Origin of the sequence: Bordetella genomosp. 6 (assembly GCF_002119705.1) — a bacterium.
Taxonomy (GTDB): Bacteria; Pseudomonadota; Gammaproteobacteria; order Burkholderiales; family Burkholderiaceae_B; genus Bordetella; species Bordetella bronchiseptica_F.
Window position 1 is genome coordinate 2,637,377 of record NZ_CP021107.1, and the last position, 16,648, is coordinate 2,654,024.

Consider the following 16,648-nt stretch of genomic DNA (forward strand, 5'->3'; position numbering starts at 1 on the left):
GGACAGGCACCCGCCAATCGCTTGCCTGTCCCCGCCGGGACAGGCGCCAAAATTTTCCTCTGTTACGCAACAGTTCTGCGCTAGAGTGACAACCGCGCGCCGTCCGCGCGCGTCCACCCAGCGTGCCGCCATGCCAGAACCGACCCAGTTGCTTGCCTTCGCCCTGATCTGCCTGGGCATGACGCTCACGCCCGGCCCCAACATGATGTACCTGGTGTCGCGCTCGCTGTCGCAGGGCTATCGCGCCGGGCTGGTTTCGCTGGCCGGCGTGGCGCTCGGGCTGGTGTTCTACGTGCTGTGCGCCGTGCTCGGCATCACCGCGCTGCTGATGGCGGTGCCGCTGGCCTATGAGGCGCTGTGCGTGGCCGGCGCCATCTACCTGATGTACATGGCCTGGCAGGCGCTGCGCCCGGGCGGGCAGTCGCCATTCCAGGTGCGCGCCCTGGCGCCCAGCCCGCCGCGCCGCCTGTTCGCCATGGGCCTGTTCACCGCCCTGCTCAATCCCAAGATCGCCGTGCTGTACCTGTCGCTGCTGCCGCAGTTCATCGACCCGCAGCGAGGCAGCGTCCTGACCCAGTCGCTGGCCCTGGGCTTCACCCAGGTCGGCATCAGCATCTGCGTCAATGCGCTGTTCACCGTCATGGCCGGCGCCATCGCGGTCTTCCTGGCGCGCCGGCCCATGTGGATGGTGGCGCAGCGCTGGCTGATGGGCTCGGTGCTGGCCGGCCTGGCGGTGCGCATGGCCCTGGACGCCCGCCGCTGATCCCCGACCCGCGGCGTCCCGCGCGCCCGGCTGCCGCTGGTGGCGGCCGTGGCGCTGGGCGACTCCATCGCCTTGCTGCTGTCGCTGGCCGGCCTGGGCGCCCTGCTGGCCGGCGGTTCGCTGCTCTCGGGCGCCGGCCCGTGGGCGCTGCTGGGCCGGCGCCCCTAACGCCGCGCGGCAAAGTGCGATAATTGCCCGTTGCGCCGCCGGGGCGCACCGGAGAAATTGCCTTGACCCGTATCGATGACCCGCTGCACGATCGCGAGGCCGGCCAGGCCGACGCGACGCAAGACACCACCCGCATCGACGACGTGCGCATCGGCGCCGTGCGTCCCCTGATTTCGCCCGCCCTGCTGCAGGACGAACTGCCGGTATCGGCGCCGCTGCAGGCGCTGGTCGAAGACAGCCGGGCGCGCATCGCCGACGTGCTGCACGGCCGCGACGACCGGCTGGTGGTGGTGGTCGGCCCCTGCTCCATCCACGACCACGAACAGGCCATGGAGTACGCGCGCCAGCTCAAGGAGGCGGCCGACACGCTGGCCGACGACCTGCTCATCGTCATGCGCGTGTACTTCGAGAAGCCGCGCACCACCGTGGGCTGGAAGGGCTACATCAACGATCCGCGCCTGGATGGCAGTTTCCGCATCAACGAAGGCCTGCGCCGCGCGCGCCACCTGCTGCTGGAAATCGGCGCCCTGGGCCTGCCCATCGCCACCGAATTCCTGGACCTGCTCAGCCCGCAATACATCGCCGACCTGATCGCCTGGGGCGCGATCGGCGCGCGCACCACCGAAAGCCCCAGCCACCGGCAGCTGGCCTCGGGCCTGAGCTGCCCGCTGGGCTTCAAGAACGGCACCGACGGCGGCATCCAGGTCGCGGCCGACGCCATCGTGGCCGCCAGCGCCCCGCATGCCTTCATGGGCATGACCAAGATGGGCACCGCCGCCATCTTCGAGACGCGCGGCAACGACGATACCCACGTCATCCTGCGCGGCGGCAAGCAAGGCCCCAACTACGACACGGCCGCCATCGACGCCTGCTGTGCGGCGCTGGCCAAGGCCGGCCTGCGCGAACAGGTCATGGTCGACTGCTCGCACGCCAATTCGAACAAGTCGCACGCGCGCCAGGTCGAGGTGGCGCGCGACCTGGCCCGGCAACTGGCCGGCGGCGACCGCCGCATCATCGGCGTCATGATCGAAAGCAACCTCGAGGAAGGCCGCCAGGATCTCAAGCCCGGCGTGCCGCTCAAGCGCGGCGTGTCCATCACCGACGCCTGCCTGAGCTGGGCCCAGACCGAGCCGGTCCTGGCCGAGCTGGCCCAGGCCGTGCGCCAGCGCCGCCAAGGCTGAGCCTGTCTCAGGCCGGCGGCTCGCCGGCCCATTGCCCCACGGCCGCCAGTTGCGCGGCATACTCGCCGAACTCGGCCCGCAGCCCCAGCGCCGCGGGCCGGCGCACCGCCCGCTCCACGTGGACGCGCCACAGGCGTTGCGCGCCCGGGTACGCGGCCGGCGCGCCGGCCTCGGCCAGCACTTCGGCACGCCCGCACAGCTGCAACAGGTCGCCGCGCGCGAAATCCACGAACGCCAGGCCGGCGCGCGGATTGGCCAGCAGATTGCCCAGGGTATTGAAGAAGCGGTTGCCGGGGAAATCCGGAATCGTCAGCGTATCGCCGCGCAGGTGCACGAAGCCGGGCGGGCCTCCGCGATGCGACACGTCCACCGCGTGCGGGCCGGCCTGGCGCGTGCAGCTGGCCACGAACAGCGTGTCGGCCTGCCCGATCAGGGTGCGCGCGGCGTGGTCCAGGCCCGCCAGCCAGACCGCCGGCCCCGGCGCGGGCGCGGCCTGGCGCGCATGGCGGGTCTGTATGTATTGCGGACAGTTGCCGAACGACTGCGTCACCGCCACCGAGAACCCCTGCCCATCCAGCGCGGCGACGTGGCCGTTGACGCGGTTGCGCCGCCGCGTGAGCAGCTCGATGCCCAGCATGCCCACGCCGGCGCCGCGCGCCAGGCCGGCGCGCGCGGGATCGTCGCCGGCGGGCAAGGCATCCAGGCGCAAGGTGCGCTCGTCCGGGCTGTGCGCGAAACCCGGCGGCCCCTCCAGCAGGGTGGCCCAGGGGCCGCCTTGCGCATCGACCGTGCCCAGCAGCATGAACGGCAACTGGGCGAAGAAATCGCGATGCTGCGGCGGCATGTAGTCGCGGATGACGCGCGGCCCCAGTTGCGCCATGCGCGCGCGCACGCCGGCGCGCTCCTGCATGGCCAGCTCGCCGCCGTGCCAGGGGCCGTCGGCCGCGCCGGGAAGATCGGCCGCCGCCATGTCAGGCCCGCAGGCCGACGGCGCTGCGCCGCATCGGCACGAAACCGGGCCACGCCTCGATGCGCGCCAGCCAGGCGCGCACATGCGGATAGGCGTCCAGCGCCACGTTGCCCTCGGGCGCATGGGCCACATACGCGTAGCAGGCGACATCGGCCAGGCTGCGCCGCGGCCCCGCCAGGTAGTCGCGCCCGGCCAGTTCGGCATCCATCACGGCCAGCAGCGCATGCGACTGCGCTATCGCCGCCGCCGGGTCATGGGGCGCGTCCACCAGCGTGATCAGGCGCGCCCGCGCCGGCCCGCAGGCCAGTGCTCCGGCCGCCACCGACAGCCAGCGCTGGACCTGGGCGGCCTGCACCGCGTCGGCCGGTAACCACTGCGGCCCGTAGCGATGCGCCAGGTACACCAGGATGGCGTTGGAGTCGGCCACCACGACCTCGCCGTCCTCGAGCACCGGCACCTGGCCGAACGCATTGAGCGCCAGGAACGGCGCCTGCCGCTGCTGGCCGGCGGCCAGGTCCACCTCGACGATGCGCGCCGGCAGGCCCAGCAGCGCCAGCAGCAGCTGCACGCGATGTCCGTGGCCGGACAGGAGGTCGGTATGGAAAACCAGCGAGTCGCGCATCGGGGCACCACGGATGTCGTATCGAACACCGACATGATGCACGCCGCGCGGCCCGCGCGGCGCCGGCGCAAAACAGTGTTGCAGCCGTCGCAATGCCGCGCGCGGCGGCGCCGTCAGGCCGGCAGGTCGGCCAGTTCGGCGCGCAGGCGCTCGACGCAGAATTCCACGAAGCTGCGCACCTTGGCCGCGCCCTTGCGCCCCTCCGGGTACACCACGTGCACCGGCAGCGGCGGCGGCTCGAATTCGCGCAAGACCACCCGCAGCGCGCCCTCGCGCAGCGCGCCGGCCGCCTGGTAGGACACGACCTGCGCCAGGCCCCAGCCCTGCACGGCGGCGCGCACCGCGGCCTGGGACGACGTCACGGTCAATTGCGCCTGCACGTCCAGGTCGCGGGCCTGGCCGTCGCAGACAAAGCGCCAGCGGTCGATTTGCCCTTCCATCGCCACGCTGACCGTGCAATAGCGCGGCAGCATGTCCGGATGCGACGGCACGCCGGCGCGCGCCAGGAAATCCGGCGCCGCGCACACGATGCGGCGCACCTCGCCCACGTGGACGGCGGTCAGGCTGGAATCGGGCAGGCGGCCGATGCGCACCGCCACATCCACGCCTTCGTCCGGCAGCCGCACCACGCGATCGACCAGCAGGGCGCGCAGCCGTACCTGCCGGTACAGGCGCAGGTAATCGACGATGACCGGCATCACGTGCAGCTCGCCGAACAGCGCGGGCGCCGTCACCGACAGTTCGCCGCGCGGCTGGACCCGCCCGCCGGCGGCCGCCTCCTCGGCCTGCGCCAGGCTGTCGAGCACCGCGCGGCAATCGTGCGCGAACTGTTCGCCGGCGTCGGTCAGGCGCACGTGGCGCGTGGTGCGCACCAGCAGCAGGATGCCCAGGCGCGCCTCCAGCGCCGCCACCGCGCGCGTCACGGTGGAGGCCGACAGGCCCAGCCGCCGGCCGGCGGCGGCGAAGCTGCGCGCCTCGGCCACGGCCAGGAACAGGCTTACTTCCTGGAATTTGTCCACTGCGCCATCTCCGGCTGCGCTCCAAAGCGGGCATCATCCCGCGTCGGCGCCGCGCCGTCCAGCCGGCGTGCTGCGCGCGCCCCACCCGCGCCCGGCCTCAACTATCATGGACATTCCGTCTGTTCCCAGTTTTAAGGAGTTGCCCATGATCTGGAAGTTGATCCCCATTGCACTGCTGGCCGGCCTGACCGCCTGCGCCTCCGGCACCCGGACGGACTCCAGCCCGCCGGCCTCCAGCCAGACATCCTCCGGCACCGCGCCCGGCTCGGCCACGACGCCCGCCGGCCCGGACTGCGACGCCCAGCCGGTGCAGAACCTGGTGGGGCAGAAATACTCGGACTCGGTCGGCAACGACGCGCTGCGGCGCTCGAACTCGGGGTCGATGCGCCTGCTCAAGCCCGGCCAGGTCATGACCATGGAGTACAACGCGCGCCGCCTGAACATCATCCTGGAGGCCAACGGCAGCATCAGCGCCCTGCGCTGCGGCTGATGCCCCTGACCCCGGCGCCGCCCGGGGCCGCACTCTCGCAGGATCAGGCAAGAATCCTGCAGCAATCGGCATTGCCCCCACGGGCGCCGGTTTCCTATCCTTTGCGGGTCTTGCGCGCCGCCCTGGCGCGCCCCGCCCACCGGAAGGAAACCCGCAATGCCGACCCTCAATATCAATGGCAAGGACACCGTACTGGACGCCCCCGGCGAGATGCCGCTGCTGTGGGCCCTGCGCGATGTGGCCGGCCTGACCGGCACCAAGTACGGTTGCGGCATGGCGCTGTGCGGCGCCTGCACCGTGCACGCCGACGGCCAGCCCATCCGCGCCTGTATCACGCCCGTGCAGGCGATCGCCGGCCGCCGCATCGTCACCATCGAAGGCGTGGCCGCCGACCGCGCCGGCCAGGCCGTGCAGCAGGCCTGGCGCGAACTGGACGTGGCCCAGTGCGGCTACTGCCAATCAGGCCAGATCATGGCCGCCGCCGCCCTGCTGCGCGCCAATCCCGCCCCCACCGACCGCGACATCGACGACGCCATGAACGGCAATATCTGCCGTTGCGCCACCTATGTGCGCATCCGCGCCGCCATCCACGCCGCCGCCGCGGCCCTGGCCTGAGGAAGGAACCATCATGCACATCGCCATCCAGAACCTGAGCCGACGCCGTTTCGTGCAAGGCGCCGGCGGCCTGCTGCTGGGCCTGTCGCTGCCGCCGCTGGCGCGCCGCGCCATGGCCGCCGGCCCGCAGCCGGGCGACGGTTTCGCCGCCAACGCCTTCGTGCGCATCGGCGCCGACGGGCGGGTCACCGTCCTGGCCAAGCACCTGGAAATGGGCCAGGGAGCCTATACCGGCCTGGCCACGCTGCTGGCCGAGGAGCTCGACGCCGACTGGCGCCAGGTGCGCGTCGAGGGCGCCCCGGCCGACAGCGCGCGCTACGGCAACCAGGCGCTGGGCGGCCTGCAGGGCACCGGCGGCAGCACCGCCATGTTCGACTCGTGGGAGCCCATGCGGCGCGCCGGCGCCACCGCGCGCGCCATGCTGGTGGAAGCCGCCGCGCAGCGCTGGCAGGTGCCGGCCGATACGATCGAGGTTTCCGAGAGCGTGCTCAGCCACCCGGCCTCGGGGCGCCGCGCCGGTTTCGGCGAGTTGGCCGAGGCCGCCGCGCGCTCGCCCGTGCCCAAGGACGTGCCGCTCAAGGACCCGGCCCGCTTCAGGCTGATCGGCAAGCATCGCCTGCCGCGCGTCGACAGCGCAGCCAAGAGCGACGGCAGCGCCCTCTACACGCAGGACATGAAGCTGCCCGGCATGCTGGTGGCGGTGGTGGCGCATGCGCCGCGCCTGGGCGCGGCGGTGGCGCGCGTCGATGACGCCGCCGCCCGGGCGGTGCCCGGCGTGCGCGCCGTGGTGCGCTTCGGCGGCGCCCCGCTGCGCCACGCCGGCGTGGCCGTGCTGGCCACCAACACCTGGGCCGCGCGGGCCGGACGCGATGCGCTGCAGATCGAATGGGACGACGGCCCGGCCTACCGCCGGGGCAGCGCCGAAATCCTGGCCCAGTACCGCGACGCCGTCGGCCGGCCCGGCAACATCGCCGCGCGCAAGGGCGACGTCGACGCCGCCTTCGCCGGCGCGGCCAAGGTCATCGAGGCCGACTACACATATCCGTATCTTGCGCATGCGGCCATGGAGCCCTTGAACTGCCTGGTGCGGCTGGACGACGAGCGCTGCGAGATCTGGAACGGCGAACAGTTCCAGACGGCCGACCAGCGCGCCATCGCGCAGTACCTCGACATGCCGGCCGAGAACATCACCCTGACCCAGCTGTACGCCGGCGGCAGTTTCGGCCGCCGCGCCAGTCCGCATGCCGACTACATGCTGGAGGCGGTCGCCATCGCGCGCACCGCGCGCGCCCAGGGCGTGAACGCGCCGGTCAAGCTGGTGTGGATGCGCGAGGAGGACATGCGCGCCGGCTACTACCGGCCGCTCAACCTGCACCGCGCGCGGCTGGCGCTCGACGCCGACGGCGCGCTGCAGGCGGTGCACGTGCGCATGGCCGGGCAATCGATCCTGCAGGGCACGCCGATGGCGGGCTGGGTGCGCGACGGCATCGACCCGGTCTCGGTCGAGGGCCTGTCCGACCTCGCCTATGCGGTGCCCAACCTGCAGGTGGAGCTGCATACGCCTACCGATGTACCCGTGCCCGTCCTGTGGTACCGCTCGGTGGGACACACGCATACGGCGTTTTCCGCCGAGACCCTGATCGACGAGGCCGCCGTGGCGGCCGGCCAGGACCCGGTGGCCTACCGCCTGGCCCTGCTGGCCGCGCACCCGCGCCACCGCGAAGTACTGCAGCTGGCGGCCGCCCGCGCCGGCTGGAGCGAGCCGCTGGCGGCCGGCCCGCAAGGCGCGCGCCGCGGCCGCGGCGTGGCGGTGCATGAGTCGTTCCGCTCGGTGGTGGCGCAGGTGGTCGAAGTGACCGTCGCCGCCGACGGCGCGCTCAAGGTGGACCGGGTCGTATGCGCCGTGCATTGCGGCCTGGCCGTCAATCCGGACGTGGTGCGCGCGCAGATGGAAGGCGGCATCGGCTTTGCCCTGTCCACCGCGCTGCACGGCGCCATCACGCTGAAGGACGGCGCGGTCGAGCAGAGCAACTTCCACGACTATCCGGTGCTGCGCCTGGCCGAAATGCCGGCCGTCGAAGTGCATATCGCGCCGTCCACGCAGCCGCCCACCGGCGTGGGCGAACCGGGCGTGCCGCCGCTGGCGCCGGCCCTGGCCAACGCCATCGCCCAGGCCACCGGCCAGCGCCTGCGCACGCTGCCCCTGGGCACCACCGTCAAGGCGTAGGGAGCGTCGCCATGCAAGCCGCCGACCTGTACGTGCTGCAAACCGCCCAGGCCTGGCTGGACGCCGGCCAGGCCGCCGTGCTGCTGACCGTGGCGCGCACCTGGGGCTCTTCGCCGCGCCCGCCCGGCGCCATGATGGCCATCCGCGCCGACGGCGCGGTGGCCGGCTCGGTATCGGGCGGCTGTATCGAGGACGACCTGATCGACCAGGTCCGCCGCCGCGGCATCGCCGCGCTGTGCCCCGGCGCCCGCCCGGCGCTGGCCACCTACGGCGTGGACGGCGAACAGGCGCGCCGCTTCGGCCTGCCCTGCGGCGGCACGCTGCAGCTGGTGCTCGAGCCGCTGGGCGCGCACAGCCGGCTCGCGGACCTGCTGGCCCGCCTGCGCGCGCGCCAGACCGTGCGGCGCGGCGTGCGCCTGGCCGATGGCGCGGTCTCGCTGGAGCCGGCCGCCGCCGACGCCGAGCCGCGCCTGGACGGCGCGGGCTTTGCCAGCGTGCTCGGACCGCGCCATCGCCTGCTGGTGGTCGGCGCCGGCCAGCTGTCGCGCTACCTGTGCGAAATGGCGGTGGCGCTGGACTTCGACGTCACGGTCAGCGATCCGCGCGAGGAGTACCGCGCCGGCTGGCAGGTCGAGGGCGTGGCGCTGACCACCGCGATGCCCGACGACATGGTGATCGCCGCGCGGCCCGACGCGCGCACCGCCGTCATCGCGCTGACGCACGACCCCAAGCTGGACGACCTGGCGCTGATCGACGCCTTGCAGACGCCGGCCTTCTACGTCGGCGCGCTGGGCTCGCGCGCCAACCATGCGCGGCGCGTGGCGCGCCTGCGCGAACATTTCGGACTGAGCCCGGCGCAGCTGGCGCGCCTGCGCGGCCCGGCCGGCATCTACATCGGCAGCCGCACGCCGCCGGAGATCGCCCTGTCCATCATGGCCGAGATCGTCGCCGGCAAGAACGGCGCGCCGCTGCCGCCCGCCGCCAGTGTGGCCGCCGGCAAGGCGCGCCAGTCCGACAGCGGCGGCGCGATCCAGGCGGGCCTGTGCGCTACGCTATAGGCTTGCCAGCCCAGCCCGCCCCCAAGCAATGAGCGCCCTGCCCGACTCCCGATCCGCCGGCCCGCCGCCGCGCCACGACGAACTTGCAGACCTGATCGAACGGCACACGCCGGCCGACGGCGGCACCGCGACCGCCCTGCCCGGCCTGAACTTCTACCGTTCGTCCAGCCCGACCGAGCTGAACGTCAGCTTCTACCGGCCGTCGCTGGCGCTGCTGGCGCAGGGCGCCAAGCGCGTGCAGCTGGGCGACGACGTCTACGAGTACGACACCTCGCACTACCTGCTGACCGCGTTCGACCTGCCGGTGGCCTCGCGCGTCACGCTGGCCACCCCGGGCACGCCCTACCTGTGCTTCGCGCTCGACCTGGATCCGCACCGCATCGCCGGCCTGATCAGCGAGCTGGGCGCCCCGCCGGCCGGCCAGCCGCTGCTGCGCGGCCTCACGCTCGACCGCCTGACCGAGCCCTTGCTCGACGCCGTGCTGCGCCTGGCGCGCCTGCTCGACACGCCGGCCGACATCCCGGTTCTGGCCCCGCTGATCGAGCGCGAAATCCACTACCGCCTGCTGTCCGGTCCGCTGGGCGGGCGGCTGCGTCACATGGCGCGCGCCGAAGGCACGGCGCTGCAGATCGCGCGCGCCATCGACTGGCTGCGCCGGCACTATGCGCAGCCGCTGCGCGTGGAACACCTGGCCGCCACCGTCAACATGAGCGTGTCGTCGCTGCATCACCATTTCAAGGCCGTCACCGCGCTCAGCCCGCTGCAATACCAGAAGCAGCTGCGCCTGCACGAGGCGCGCCGGCTGATGGTGGCCGAATCCCTGGACGCCGGCGCGGCCGCCCACCGCGTCGGCTACGAAAGCGCGTCGCAATTCAGCCGCGAGTACAGCCGCCTGTACGGCGCGCCGCCCCTGCGCGACGCGGCGCGGCTGCGCGGCGGGGCCGCGGCCGACGCTCAGTCGCCCGGCCTGGCGCGCGCCTCGGCCAGCGCCACGGTCAGCTGAACCACTTTCTTCTTGAGGGCGTCGCGCTCTTCGGCCAGTTGCGCCACCAGGCGGTCCAGCCGCGCCACCTCGGCGGGATAATCGTCCACCATGCGCGGCTCGGCCGCGGGCTCGGGCTCGCCTTCGGGCGCCCGGCGCACCGGCAGGCGCGCCTCGCGCACCTGGCGCGCGGCAGCGCGCAGCTCGCTGCGTCCGCCAGCGGCCGCTGCCGCCTGCTGCGGCGCCGGCAGGGTGGCCACCGCCGCGGCGGCATTGATGGAGATCTCGCCGCTTTGCACCGCGCGCACCAGTTCGGGCGCTGCCTGCTGGCGGATTTTCTCGATCTGGCCCAGCGTCGTGCTGCTCAGGCGCGCCTGGCGCGCCAGCGTCTGGCGCGTCAGCGGCGCGGGCGCCGGCCCGTCGCTGCCGGTGGGCCCCGCCTCCGCTTCGCCGGCCTGGCGCCGGCTTTCCAGGATCTCCTTCTTGCGCAGCGCCAGCACGCCGCGCTGGAAATCCGAAACGCTGCGCCGCCCGAGGTGGTTGTCTATCATCCACAGCCGCACATCGTCCATGGACTGCAGGCGCGTGTTCTGCACCGTATTGAAAGCGATGCCGTGCTTGCTGCATATGGCATGGCGATTGTGGCCGTCGACCAGCAGGTCGCCCCACAGCACCAGCGCGTCGCGGCAGCCCTCGGCCAGCAGGCTTTGCTCCAGCGCCGCATATTCGTCAGGCGTCAGCGGGTCGATATAGGCCCGCAGTTCTTCGTCGATCCGGATGGTCATGGTTCCCGTCATGTTGCGCCTGCTCAGGCGTGCCCGTCCGCGGCCAGCAGCGCGTCGATCTCGCGCAGCCGCTCCAGCGGCGGCAACAATAGCAGACGCGCCTTGTCGGCCGGCGGCAGCGACAGCATCTCGGCCCAGCGGTCGGCCACCCAGCCGCAGTCGTCGAGCCGGAATGGCGCGGCCATGGGCATGATGTGGGGCGGCACGCCTTCGCGCTGCAGGCGGGCGATCAGGCGCCCCAGCGCCGCGGCGCTGCGCGCCAGCTCCGGCGGCACGTCCAGGGGCGGGTCGTCGGGCACCGGCTCGGCCTGGCCGGTCCACAGGCCGTATCTGCCCTGCGTACAGGCGTGCAGCCGGAATCGTCCGGTGCCGGTGCAGGCCAGCTCCAGCAGCGCCGGCATGGGCGCTTCCCAGTGGTCGATGCGCGCCATCGTGCCGGCGCGCGCCAGCACCTCGCGGCCTTCGGGGCGGCGCACTTCGGTGCCCTGCTCCAGCGCCACGACGCCGAACTCGGCGCCGTCGGCGATGCAGCGCCTGACCATGTCCAGATAACGGATCTCGAACACCCGCAGGCGCAGCACGCCCCGGGGAAACAAGGCGTTGCTCAATGGAAATAATGGAATCTCGGCCATGGGCCTATGATGACACGATCGCGCCGTCCCCGTGCGCCGCGGCGCCGTTTTCCGCCCTGAAATTACTAGTAATTTAGGACTAATATGTATTAAATTAGCACTTCAAAAGGCCCGTCCCACGAGACGCGGCCGCCTTCCGGAGGATGACACCATGCCGCAAATTTCCGCGTATCTCATGTTCGACGGCGATTGCGCCGAGGCCATGCGCCTGTACGAGCGCATCCTGGGCGGCAAGCTGGACGCCTTGATCACCTACGGCGAGAGCCCGCCCGAGATGCCCTGCGCGCCGCAGGACCGCGACCTGATCATGCACGCGCGCCTGCGCCTGGACGACCAGCTGCTGATGGCCTCCGACAGCAACAGCCAATGCCCGTACGAAGGCAAGAAAGGCTTTTCGCTGTCACTCGTCTACCCGACCGTCTCCGACGCGCAGCGCATCTTCAACGCGCTGGCCGAGGGCGGCCAGGTCACCATGCCGCTGCAGAAAACCTTCTGGGCCGAAATCTTCGGCGTGCTGGTCGACCGCCACGGCACGGCGTGGATGATCAGCGGCGGCCAGATGAGCAGCTGACTCCCAAGGACCGCATCCATGCACCACACCCTCGACGAACGCAAACGCTGGCTGGCCCTCATGGTGCTGTGCCTGGGCGTGCTGATGATCGTGCTGGACACCACCATCGTCAACGTCGCCCTGCCGTCCATCAAGGCCGACCTGGGGTTCACCGAAGCGTCGCTGGTGTGGGTGGTCAACGCCTACATGCTGACCTTCGGCGGCTTCCTGCTGCTGGGCGGGCGGCTGGGCGACCTGCTGGGCCACCGCCGCATGTTCCTCGCCGGCCTGACGCTGTTCACGCTGGCTTCGCTGGCCTGCGGGCTGGCACAGGGGCAGGCCATGCTGGTGGCCGCGCGCGCGGTGCAGGGCGTGGGCGGCGCGGTGGTGTCGGCGGTGGCGCTGTCGCTAATCATGACGCTGTTCACCGAGCCGGCCGAGCGCGCCCGCGCCATGGGCGTCTACGGTTTCGTCTGCGCCGGCGGCGGCAGCATCGGCGTCCTGCTGGGCGGCCTGCTGACCAGCTCGCTGAGCTGGCACTGGATCTTCCTGGTCAACCTGCCCATCGGGGCGCTGGTCTACGCGCTGTGCCTGCCCCTGCTGCCGGCCAGCCAGGGGCCGGTGGGCCACCCGCGGCTGGACCTGGCCGGCGCGGCGACCATCACCGCCTCGCTGATGCTGGCGGTCTACGCGGTCGTCAATGGCAACGAGGCGGGCTGGACCTCGCCTCAATCGCTCGGGCTGCTGGCGCTGGCGGTGCTGCTGCTGGCGCTGTTCCTGCGCATCGAGGCGCGCGTGCCGGCGCCGTTGATGCCGCTGTCGCTGTTCGCGCTGCGCAATGTCGCCACCGCCAACATTGTCGGCGTGCTGTGGGCCGCGGCCATGTTCGCCTGGTTCTTCATCTCGGCGCTCTACATGCAGCTGGTGCTGGGCTACTCGGCCATGCAGGTGGGGCTGGGCTTTCTGCCGGCCAACATCATCATGGCGGTGTTCTCGCTGGGGCTGTCGGCCAGGCTGGTGATGCGCTTCGGCATCCGCGCGCCGCTGGTGTGCGGCCTGCTGGTGGCGGCGGTGGGGCTGGCGCTGTTCGCGCGCGCGCCGGCCGCCGGCTCGTTCACCGTCGACGTGCTGCCGGGCATGCTGCTGCTGGGCCTGGGCGCGGGCATCGCGTTCAACCCGGTGCTGCTGGCCGCCATGAGCGATGTGGAGCCCGGCGAAGCGGGCCTGGCGTCCGGCGTGGTCAACACCTCGTTCATGATGGGCGGCGCCCTGGGCCTGGCCGTGCTGGCCAGCCTGGCGGCGGGCCGCAGCGCCAGCCTGCGCGCCGGCGGCGCCGACGTGCTGACGGCGCTCAACGGCGGCTATCACGCCGCCTTCGCGGTGGGCGCCGTGTTCGCCGCCCTGGCCGCGCTGCTGGCCGGCGTGCTGCTGCGCCGCCCGCAGCCCGGCGCGGGCGCCCCGGCGGCCGACGCGCATTGACCCCTTACCCGCACAGGAGCCCCACCATGCACTATCACGGCAGTTGCCATTGCGGCACCATCCGATTCGACGTGGAAGGCGAACTGACAGGCGCCATGTCCTGCAATTGCTCGATCTGCCGGCGCAAGGGCGCGCTGCTGTGGTTCGTGCCGCGCGACCACCTGCGGCTGACCACGCCCGACGAACAGATCGCCACCTATACCTTCAACCGCCACCTCATCAAGCACCGCTTCTGTCCCACGTGCGGCATCCACACGCATGGCGAGGGCGTCGACCAGCAAGGCCGGGCGATGGCGGCGATCAATATCCGCTGCCTGGACGACGTGGACCTTGACGCGGTCGCCGTGCACCAGTACGACGGCCGCGCGGCATAGCGCCGGCGCTAGCCGCGGCCGCCCATGGCGTCGCGGATCTTGCGGTCGGTATGGAACTGGCTCAATGCATAGACCGCCCACAGCGCGGCGGGAATCCAGCCGATCAGGGTGATCTGCAGCAACAGGCAGATGATGCCGGCGATGGGACGGCCGATGGTGAAGAACACCGTGAACGGCAGGAAGATGGCAAGCAGCAGACGCATGGCGCAATCCAGATTTGAAAAGCCGCCATGATAGCCGGGTTTACACTGCGCCCCATGCCATCCGCCCCCGCCACGTCCGCCGTCGTCGTGCGCCGCGCCCAGGCGCGCGACGCCGCCCTGCTGCCGGCCATCGAACGCAGCGCCGCGCGGCGTTTCCTGGATGCGCCCGGGCTGGCCTGGATCGCCGCCGACGAAGTCATGAGCGAGCAGGACCACCGGACCTGGATCGCGGCCGGCACCAGTTGGGTAGCCGAATGTCCCGGCGCCGGATTGGCCGGTTTCCTGGTATCGGAGCGCACCGCCGATGCGCTGCATGTCTGGGAGCTGGCGGTGCGGCGCGACCTGCAGGGCCGCGGCATCGGCGCACGCCTGGTGCAAGCCGCCATCGACGCCGCGGCGGCGGCCGGCCTGCCCGCCGTCACCCTCACCACCTTCCGCGAACTGCCCTGGAACCAGCCCTTCTACGCGCGCCTGGGCTTCGCCACGCTGCGGTCCGACGAGCTCAACGTGCGCCTGCAGGCCATCCTGGCGCGCGAGGCCAGCCTGGGCCTGCCGGCGGCGCGCCGCTGCGCCATGCGGCTCGGGATCGGGGCGGCACGCCGCTAGCCCGGCAGGCCTGCCGTTGCGCCGCGCCCCGCTTGCCGGGATACTGGGGGCCCGCTTTCGCCCGCGAGACCCTGACGATGCGCATGCTCTGGACCTACCTGCGGCCCCATGGCGGCCTGGCGCTGCTGGCCTTGCTGCTGGCCGCCGCCAGCCAGGTGCTGGCGCTGATCGACCCCATCATCTTCGGCCGCATCATCGACGAATACGCCATCGGCCGCGCCGGCAAGACCGGCGACCAGCTGGTCGCCGGCGTGCTGGGCCTGCTGGCGCTGGCGCTGGTGGTGGCCATCCTGTCGCGGCTGGCCAAGGCCTTGCAGGAATACGTCACGCGCCTGGTGGTGCAGAAACTGGGCACGCAGATCTTCAATGACGGCCTGCGCCAGGTCATGCGGCTGCGCTTCCAGGAGTTCGAGGAGCTGCGCAGCGGCGAAACCCTGTCGCTGCTGCAGAAAGTGCGCAGCGACAGCGAACGCTTCATCAATGCCTTCATCAACACGGCGTTCGCCGCCGGCGTGGGCGTGGCCTTCCTGTGCTGGTACTCGGTCACGCGCCATTGGCTGCTGGTGCCGGTGTTCTTCATCGGCGTGCTGCTGCTGGGCGGCCTGACCGGGCTGCTCAGCCGCCAGATCCGCAGCCAGCAGCGCTCGATCATGCGCGAAACCAGCCGCAACTCGGGTTTCATCACCGAGTCGCTGCGCAACATCGAACTGATCAAGAGCCTGGGACTGACCTACCCCGAGATCCGCCGCCTGCAGGCCCAGACCCAGCAGATCTTCGCGCTCGAAATGCAGAAGGTCAAACGCATACGCCTGCTGTCGTTCCTGCAGGGCATGATACTCAGCGCGCTCAAGCTGTCGGTGCTGTTCGCCCTGCTGTGGCTGATCTTCCGCGATGTGCTGAGCACCGGCGAGCTGATCGCCATGCAGTTCATCTCGGTCGCGATCTTCGCGCCCCTGCAGGAACTGGGCAACCTCATCCTCGCGTACCGCGAGGCCGACGCCTCGCTGAACCACTATGCCGCGCTGATGGCCCGGCCGGTCGAGCGCAACCCCGAATCGGCGCAGGACAGCGGGCCGATCCAGCGCGTGCGCTTCGGCGAGGTGCGATTCCGCCACCAGGGCGCCGCCGAGAACGCGCTGGACGGCGTGTCGTTCGAGGCGCGGCTGGGCGATACCGTGGCCTTCGTGGGGCCGTCGGGCTCGGGCAAGTCGACCCTGGTCAAGCTGCTGGTGGGCCTGTATGCGCCCGACCACGGCGAGGTCTACTACAACGACGTCTCGACGCGCGACCTGCGCTTCAACCCGACCCGGCGCCAGATCGGCTTCGTCACGCAGGAAACCCATCTCTTCTCCGGCACGCTGCGCGAGAACATGCAGCTGGTCAAGCCCGATGTCACGGACGAGGAAATCGTCGCCGCGATGCGCCAGGCGTCCTGCGCCAACGTGCTGGCGCGCTCGCCCGCCGGACTGGACACCACCATCGGCGAGGGCGGCGTCAAACTGTCGGGCGGCGAACGGCAGCGTCTGTCCATCGCCCGCGCGCTGGTGCGCCAGCCCCGGCTGCTGATCTTCGACGAAGCCACCTCGGCGCTGGATTCGCTGACCGAAGAGCAGATCACCCAGACGATACGCGACGTGTCCCGGCGCGCCGGCCAGATCACCATCCTGATCGCCCACCGGTTGTCCACCATCATGCACGCCGACACCATCTTCGTGCTGGAGAAGGGCCGCGTGGTCGAGCAAGGCAGCCACGCCGGACTGCTGGCGGGCAAGGGCCTGTATTACGCCATGTGGCGCCAGCAGATCGGCGAACGCCCGGCCGCGCGCGTCCCCGAGCCGCAGCCCGGGCCCGATGCGGGCGAAAGCGGCCCCGAAAGCGGCGCGGCGCTGCTGTGACCGGCTGAAACCGGCCTAACGTCTGGACA

Annotated in this window: 18 protein-coding genes; 12 read left to right on the forward strand and 6 right to left on the reverse strand. The window is 71.7% G+C overall.

Features of this window, described 5'->3' with window-relative positions:
* Positions 1 to 130: 130 nt before the first annotated feature.
* Both CAL11_RS12345 and CAL11_RS12350 read left to right on the forward strand, forming a co-directional pair.
* Complete coding sequence (locus tag CAL11_RS12345) at positions 131 to 763, forward strand: LysE family translocator (RefSeq protein WP_033464848.1); 633 nt, start codon at positions 131 to 133, stop codon at positions 761 to 763.
* Between the two features lie 230 nt (positions 764 to 993).
* A complete protein-coding gene (locus CAL11_RS12350) occupies positions 994 to 2,112 on the forward strand; it encodes a 3-deoxy-7-phosphoheptulonate synthase (RefSeq protein ID WP_086093106.1) in 1,119 nt (372 codons plus the stop codon).
* Positions 2,113 to 2,119: 7 nt separating this feature from the next.
* Here CAL11_RS12350 and CAL11_RS12355 read toward each other — a convergent pair whose 3' ends face one another.
* From CAL11_RS12355 to CAL11_RS12365, 3 genes are all read right to left on the reverse strand, one after another.
* The gene (locus CAL11_RS12355; RefSeq protein ID WP_086093107.1) at positions 2,120 to 3,082 is read right to left on the reverse strand and encodes a pyridoxamine 5'-phosphate oxidase family protein; all 963 of its coding nucleotides are present in this window, start codon (positions 3,080 to 3,082) and stop codon (positions 2,120 to 2,122) included.
* A 1-nt stretch (position 3,083) separates the two neighbouring features.
* Positions 3,084 to 3,704 (reverse strand): glutathione S-transferase family protein, encoded by a 621-nt coding sequence (locus tag CAL11_RS12360; protein WP_086093108.1) that lies wholly within the window; start codon positions 3,702 to 3,704, stop codon positions 3,084 to 3,086.
* A gap of 113 nt (positions 3,705 to 3,817) precedes the next feature.
* Positions 3,818 to 4,723 (reverse strand): LysR family transcriptional regulator, encoded by a 906-nt coding sequence (locus CAL11_RS12365; protein WP_086093109.1) that lies wholly within the window; start codon positions 4,721 to 4,723, stop codon positions 3,818 to 3,820.
* A gap of 145 nt (positions 4,724 to 4,868) precedes the next feature.
* Here CAL11_RS12365 and CAL11_RS12370 point away from each other — a divergent pair, with 145 nt between their 5' ends.
* The 5 genes from CAL11_RS12370 to CAL11_RS12390 all read left to right on the forward strand — a co-directional run bounded on the left by CAL11_RS12370 (position 4,869) and on the right by CAL11_RS12390 (position 10,116).
* Complete coding sequence (locus CAL11_RS12370; RefSeq protein WP_043172395.1) at positions 4,869 to 5,213, forward strand: I78 family peptidase inhibitor; 345 nt, start codon at positions 4,869 to 4,871, stop codon at positions 5,211 to 5,213.
* A gap of 156 nt (positions 5,214 to 5,369) precedes the next feature.
* The gene (locus tag CAL11_RS12375; RefSeq protein WP_086093110.1) at positions 5,370 to 5,828 is read left to right on the forward strand and encodes a (2Fe-2S)-binding protein; all 459 of its coding nucleotides are present in this window, start codon (positions 5,370 to 5,372) and stop codon (positions 5,826 to 5,828) included.
* A gap of 13 nt (positions 5,829 to 5,841) precedes the next feature.
* Complete coding sequence (locus CAL11_RS12380) at positions 5,842 to 8,055, forward strand: xanthine dehydrogenase family protein molybdopterin-binding subunit (protein ID WP_086094577.1); 2,214 nt, start codon at positions 5,842 to 5,844, stop codon at positions 8,053 to 8,055.
* 11 nt (positions 8,056 to 8,066) lie between these two features.
* Complete coding sequence (locus CAL11_RS12385) at positions 8,067 to 9,113, forward strand: XdhC family protein (RefSeq protein ID WP_086093111.1); 1,047 nt, start codon at positions 8,067 to 8,069, stop codon at positions 9,111 to 9,113.
* A gap of 28 nt (positions 9,114 to 9,141) precedes the next feature.
* On the forward strand, positions 9,142 to 10,116 hold the full coding sequence (locus CAL11_RS12390; protein ID WP_086093112.1) for an AraC family transcriptional regulator: 975 nt from the start codon (positions 9,142 to 9,144) through the stop codon (positions 10,114 to 10,116).
* Here CAL11_RS12390 and CAL11_RS12395 read toward each other — a convergent pair.
* On the reverse strand, positions 10,068 to 10,892 hold the full coding sequence (locus CAL11_RS12395) for a hypothetical protein (RefSeq protein ID WP_086093113.1): 825 nt from the start codon (positions 10,890 to 10,892) through the stop codon (positions 10,068 to 10,070). The genes CAL11_RS12390 and CAL11_RS12395 overlap by 49 nt on opposite strands.
* A gap of 11 nt (positions 10,893 to 10,903) precedes the next feature.
* A complete protein-coding gene (locus tag CAL11_RS12400) occupies positions 10,904 to 11,512 on the reverse strand; it encodes an LON peptidase substrate-binding domain-containing protein (RefSeq protein WP_086093114.1) in 609 nt (202 codons plus the stop codon).
* A 151-nt stretch (positions 11,513 to 11,663) separates the two neighbouring features.
* Between CAL11_RS12400 and CAL11_RS12405 the strand changes: the two genes are divergently transcribed.
* The 3 genes from CAL11_RS12405 to CAL11_RS12415 are packed head-to-tail and all read left to right on the forward strand — an operon-like array spanning position 11,664 to position 13,915.
* Positions 11,664 to 12,083 carry a VOC family protein gene (locus tag CAL11_RS12405; protein ID WP_033464543.1) on the forward strand — a complete coding sequence of 140 codons (420 nt, stop codon included), beginning with the start codon at positions 11,664 to 11,666 and terminating at the stop codon, positions 12,081 to 12,083.
* A gap of 18 nt (positions 12,084 to 12,101) precedes the next feature.
* Positions 12,102 to 13,541, forward strand: coding sequence for an MFS transporter (locus CAL11_RS12410; RefSeq protein WP_086093115.1), 1,440 nt, complete (start codon positions 12,102 to 12,104; stop codon positions 13,539 to 13,541).
* 26 nt (positions 13,542 to 13,567) lie between these two features.
* The gene (locus CAL11_RS12415; RefSeq protein WP_086093116.1) at positions 13,568 to 13,915 is read left to right on the forward strand and encodes a GFA family protein; all 348 of its coding nucleotides are present in this window, start codon (positions 13,568 to 13,570) and stop codon (positions 13,913 to 13,915) included.
* Positions 13,916 to 13,923: 8 nt separating this feature from the next.
* On the opposite strand, the gene CAL11_RS12420 is transcribed toward CAL11_RS12415, so the two are convergent.
* Positions 13,924 to 14,118, reverse strand: a complete 195-nt coding sequence (locus CAL11_RS12420; RefSeq protein ID WP_015041590.1) for a YqaE/Pmp3 family membrane protein — start codon at positions 14,116 to 14,118, stop codon at positions 13,924 to 13,926.
* 54 nt (positions 14,119 to 14,172) lie between these two features.
* On the opposite strand from CAL11_RS12420, the gene CAL11_RS12425 reads away from it, so the two are divergent.
* Complete coding sequence (locus CAL11_RS12425) at positions 14,173 to 14,724, forward strand: GNAT family N-acetyltransferase (protein ID WP_086093117.1); 552 nt, start codon at positions 14,173 to 14,175, stop codon at positions 14,722 to 14,724.
* Between the two features lie 77 nt (positions 14,725 to 14,801).
* Positions 14,802 to 16,619, forward strand: a complete 1,818-nt coding sequence (locus tag CAL11_RS12430) for an ABC transporter ATP-binding protein (RefSeq protein WP_086093118.1) — start codon at positions 14,802 to 14,804, stop codon at positions 16,617 to 16,619.
* Positions 16,620 to 16,648 lie beyond the last annotated feature (29 nt).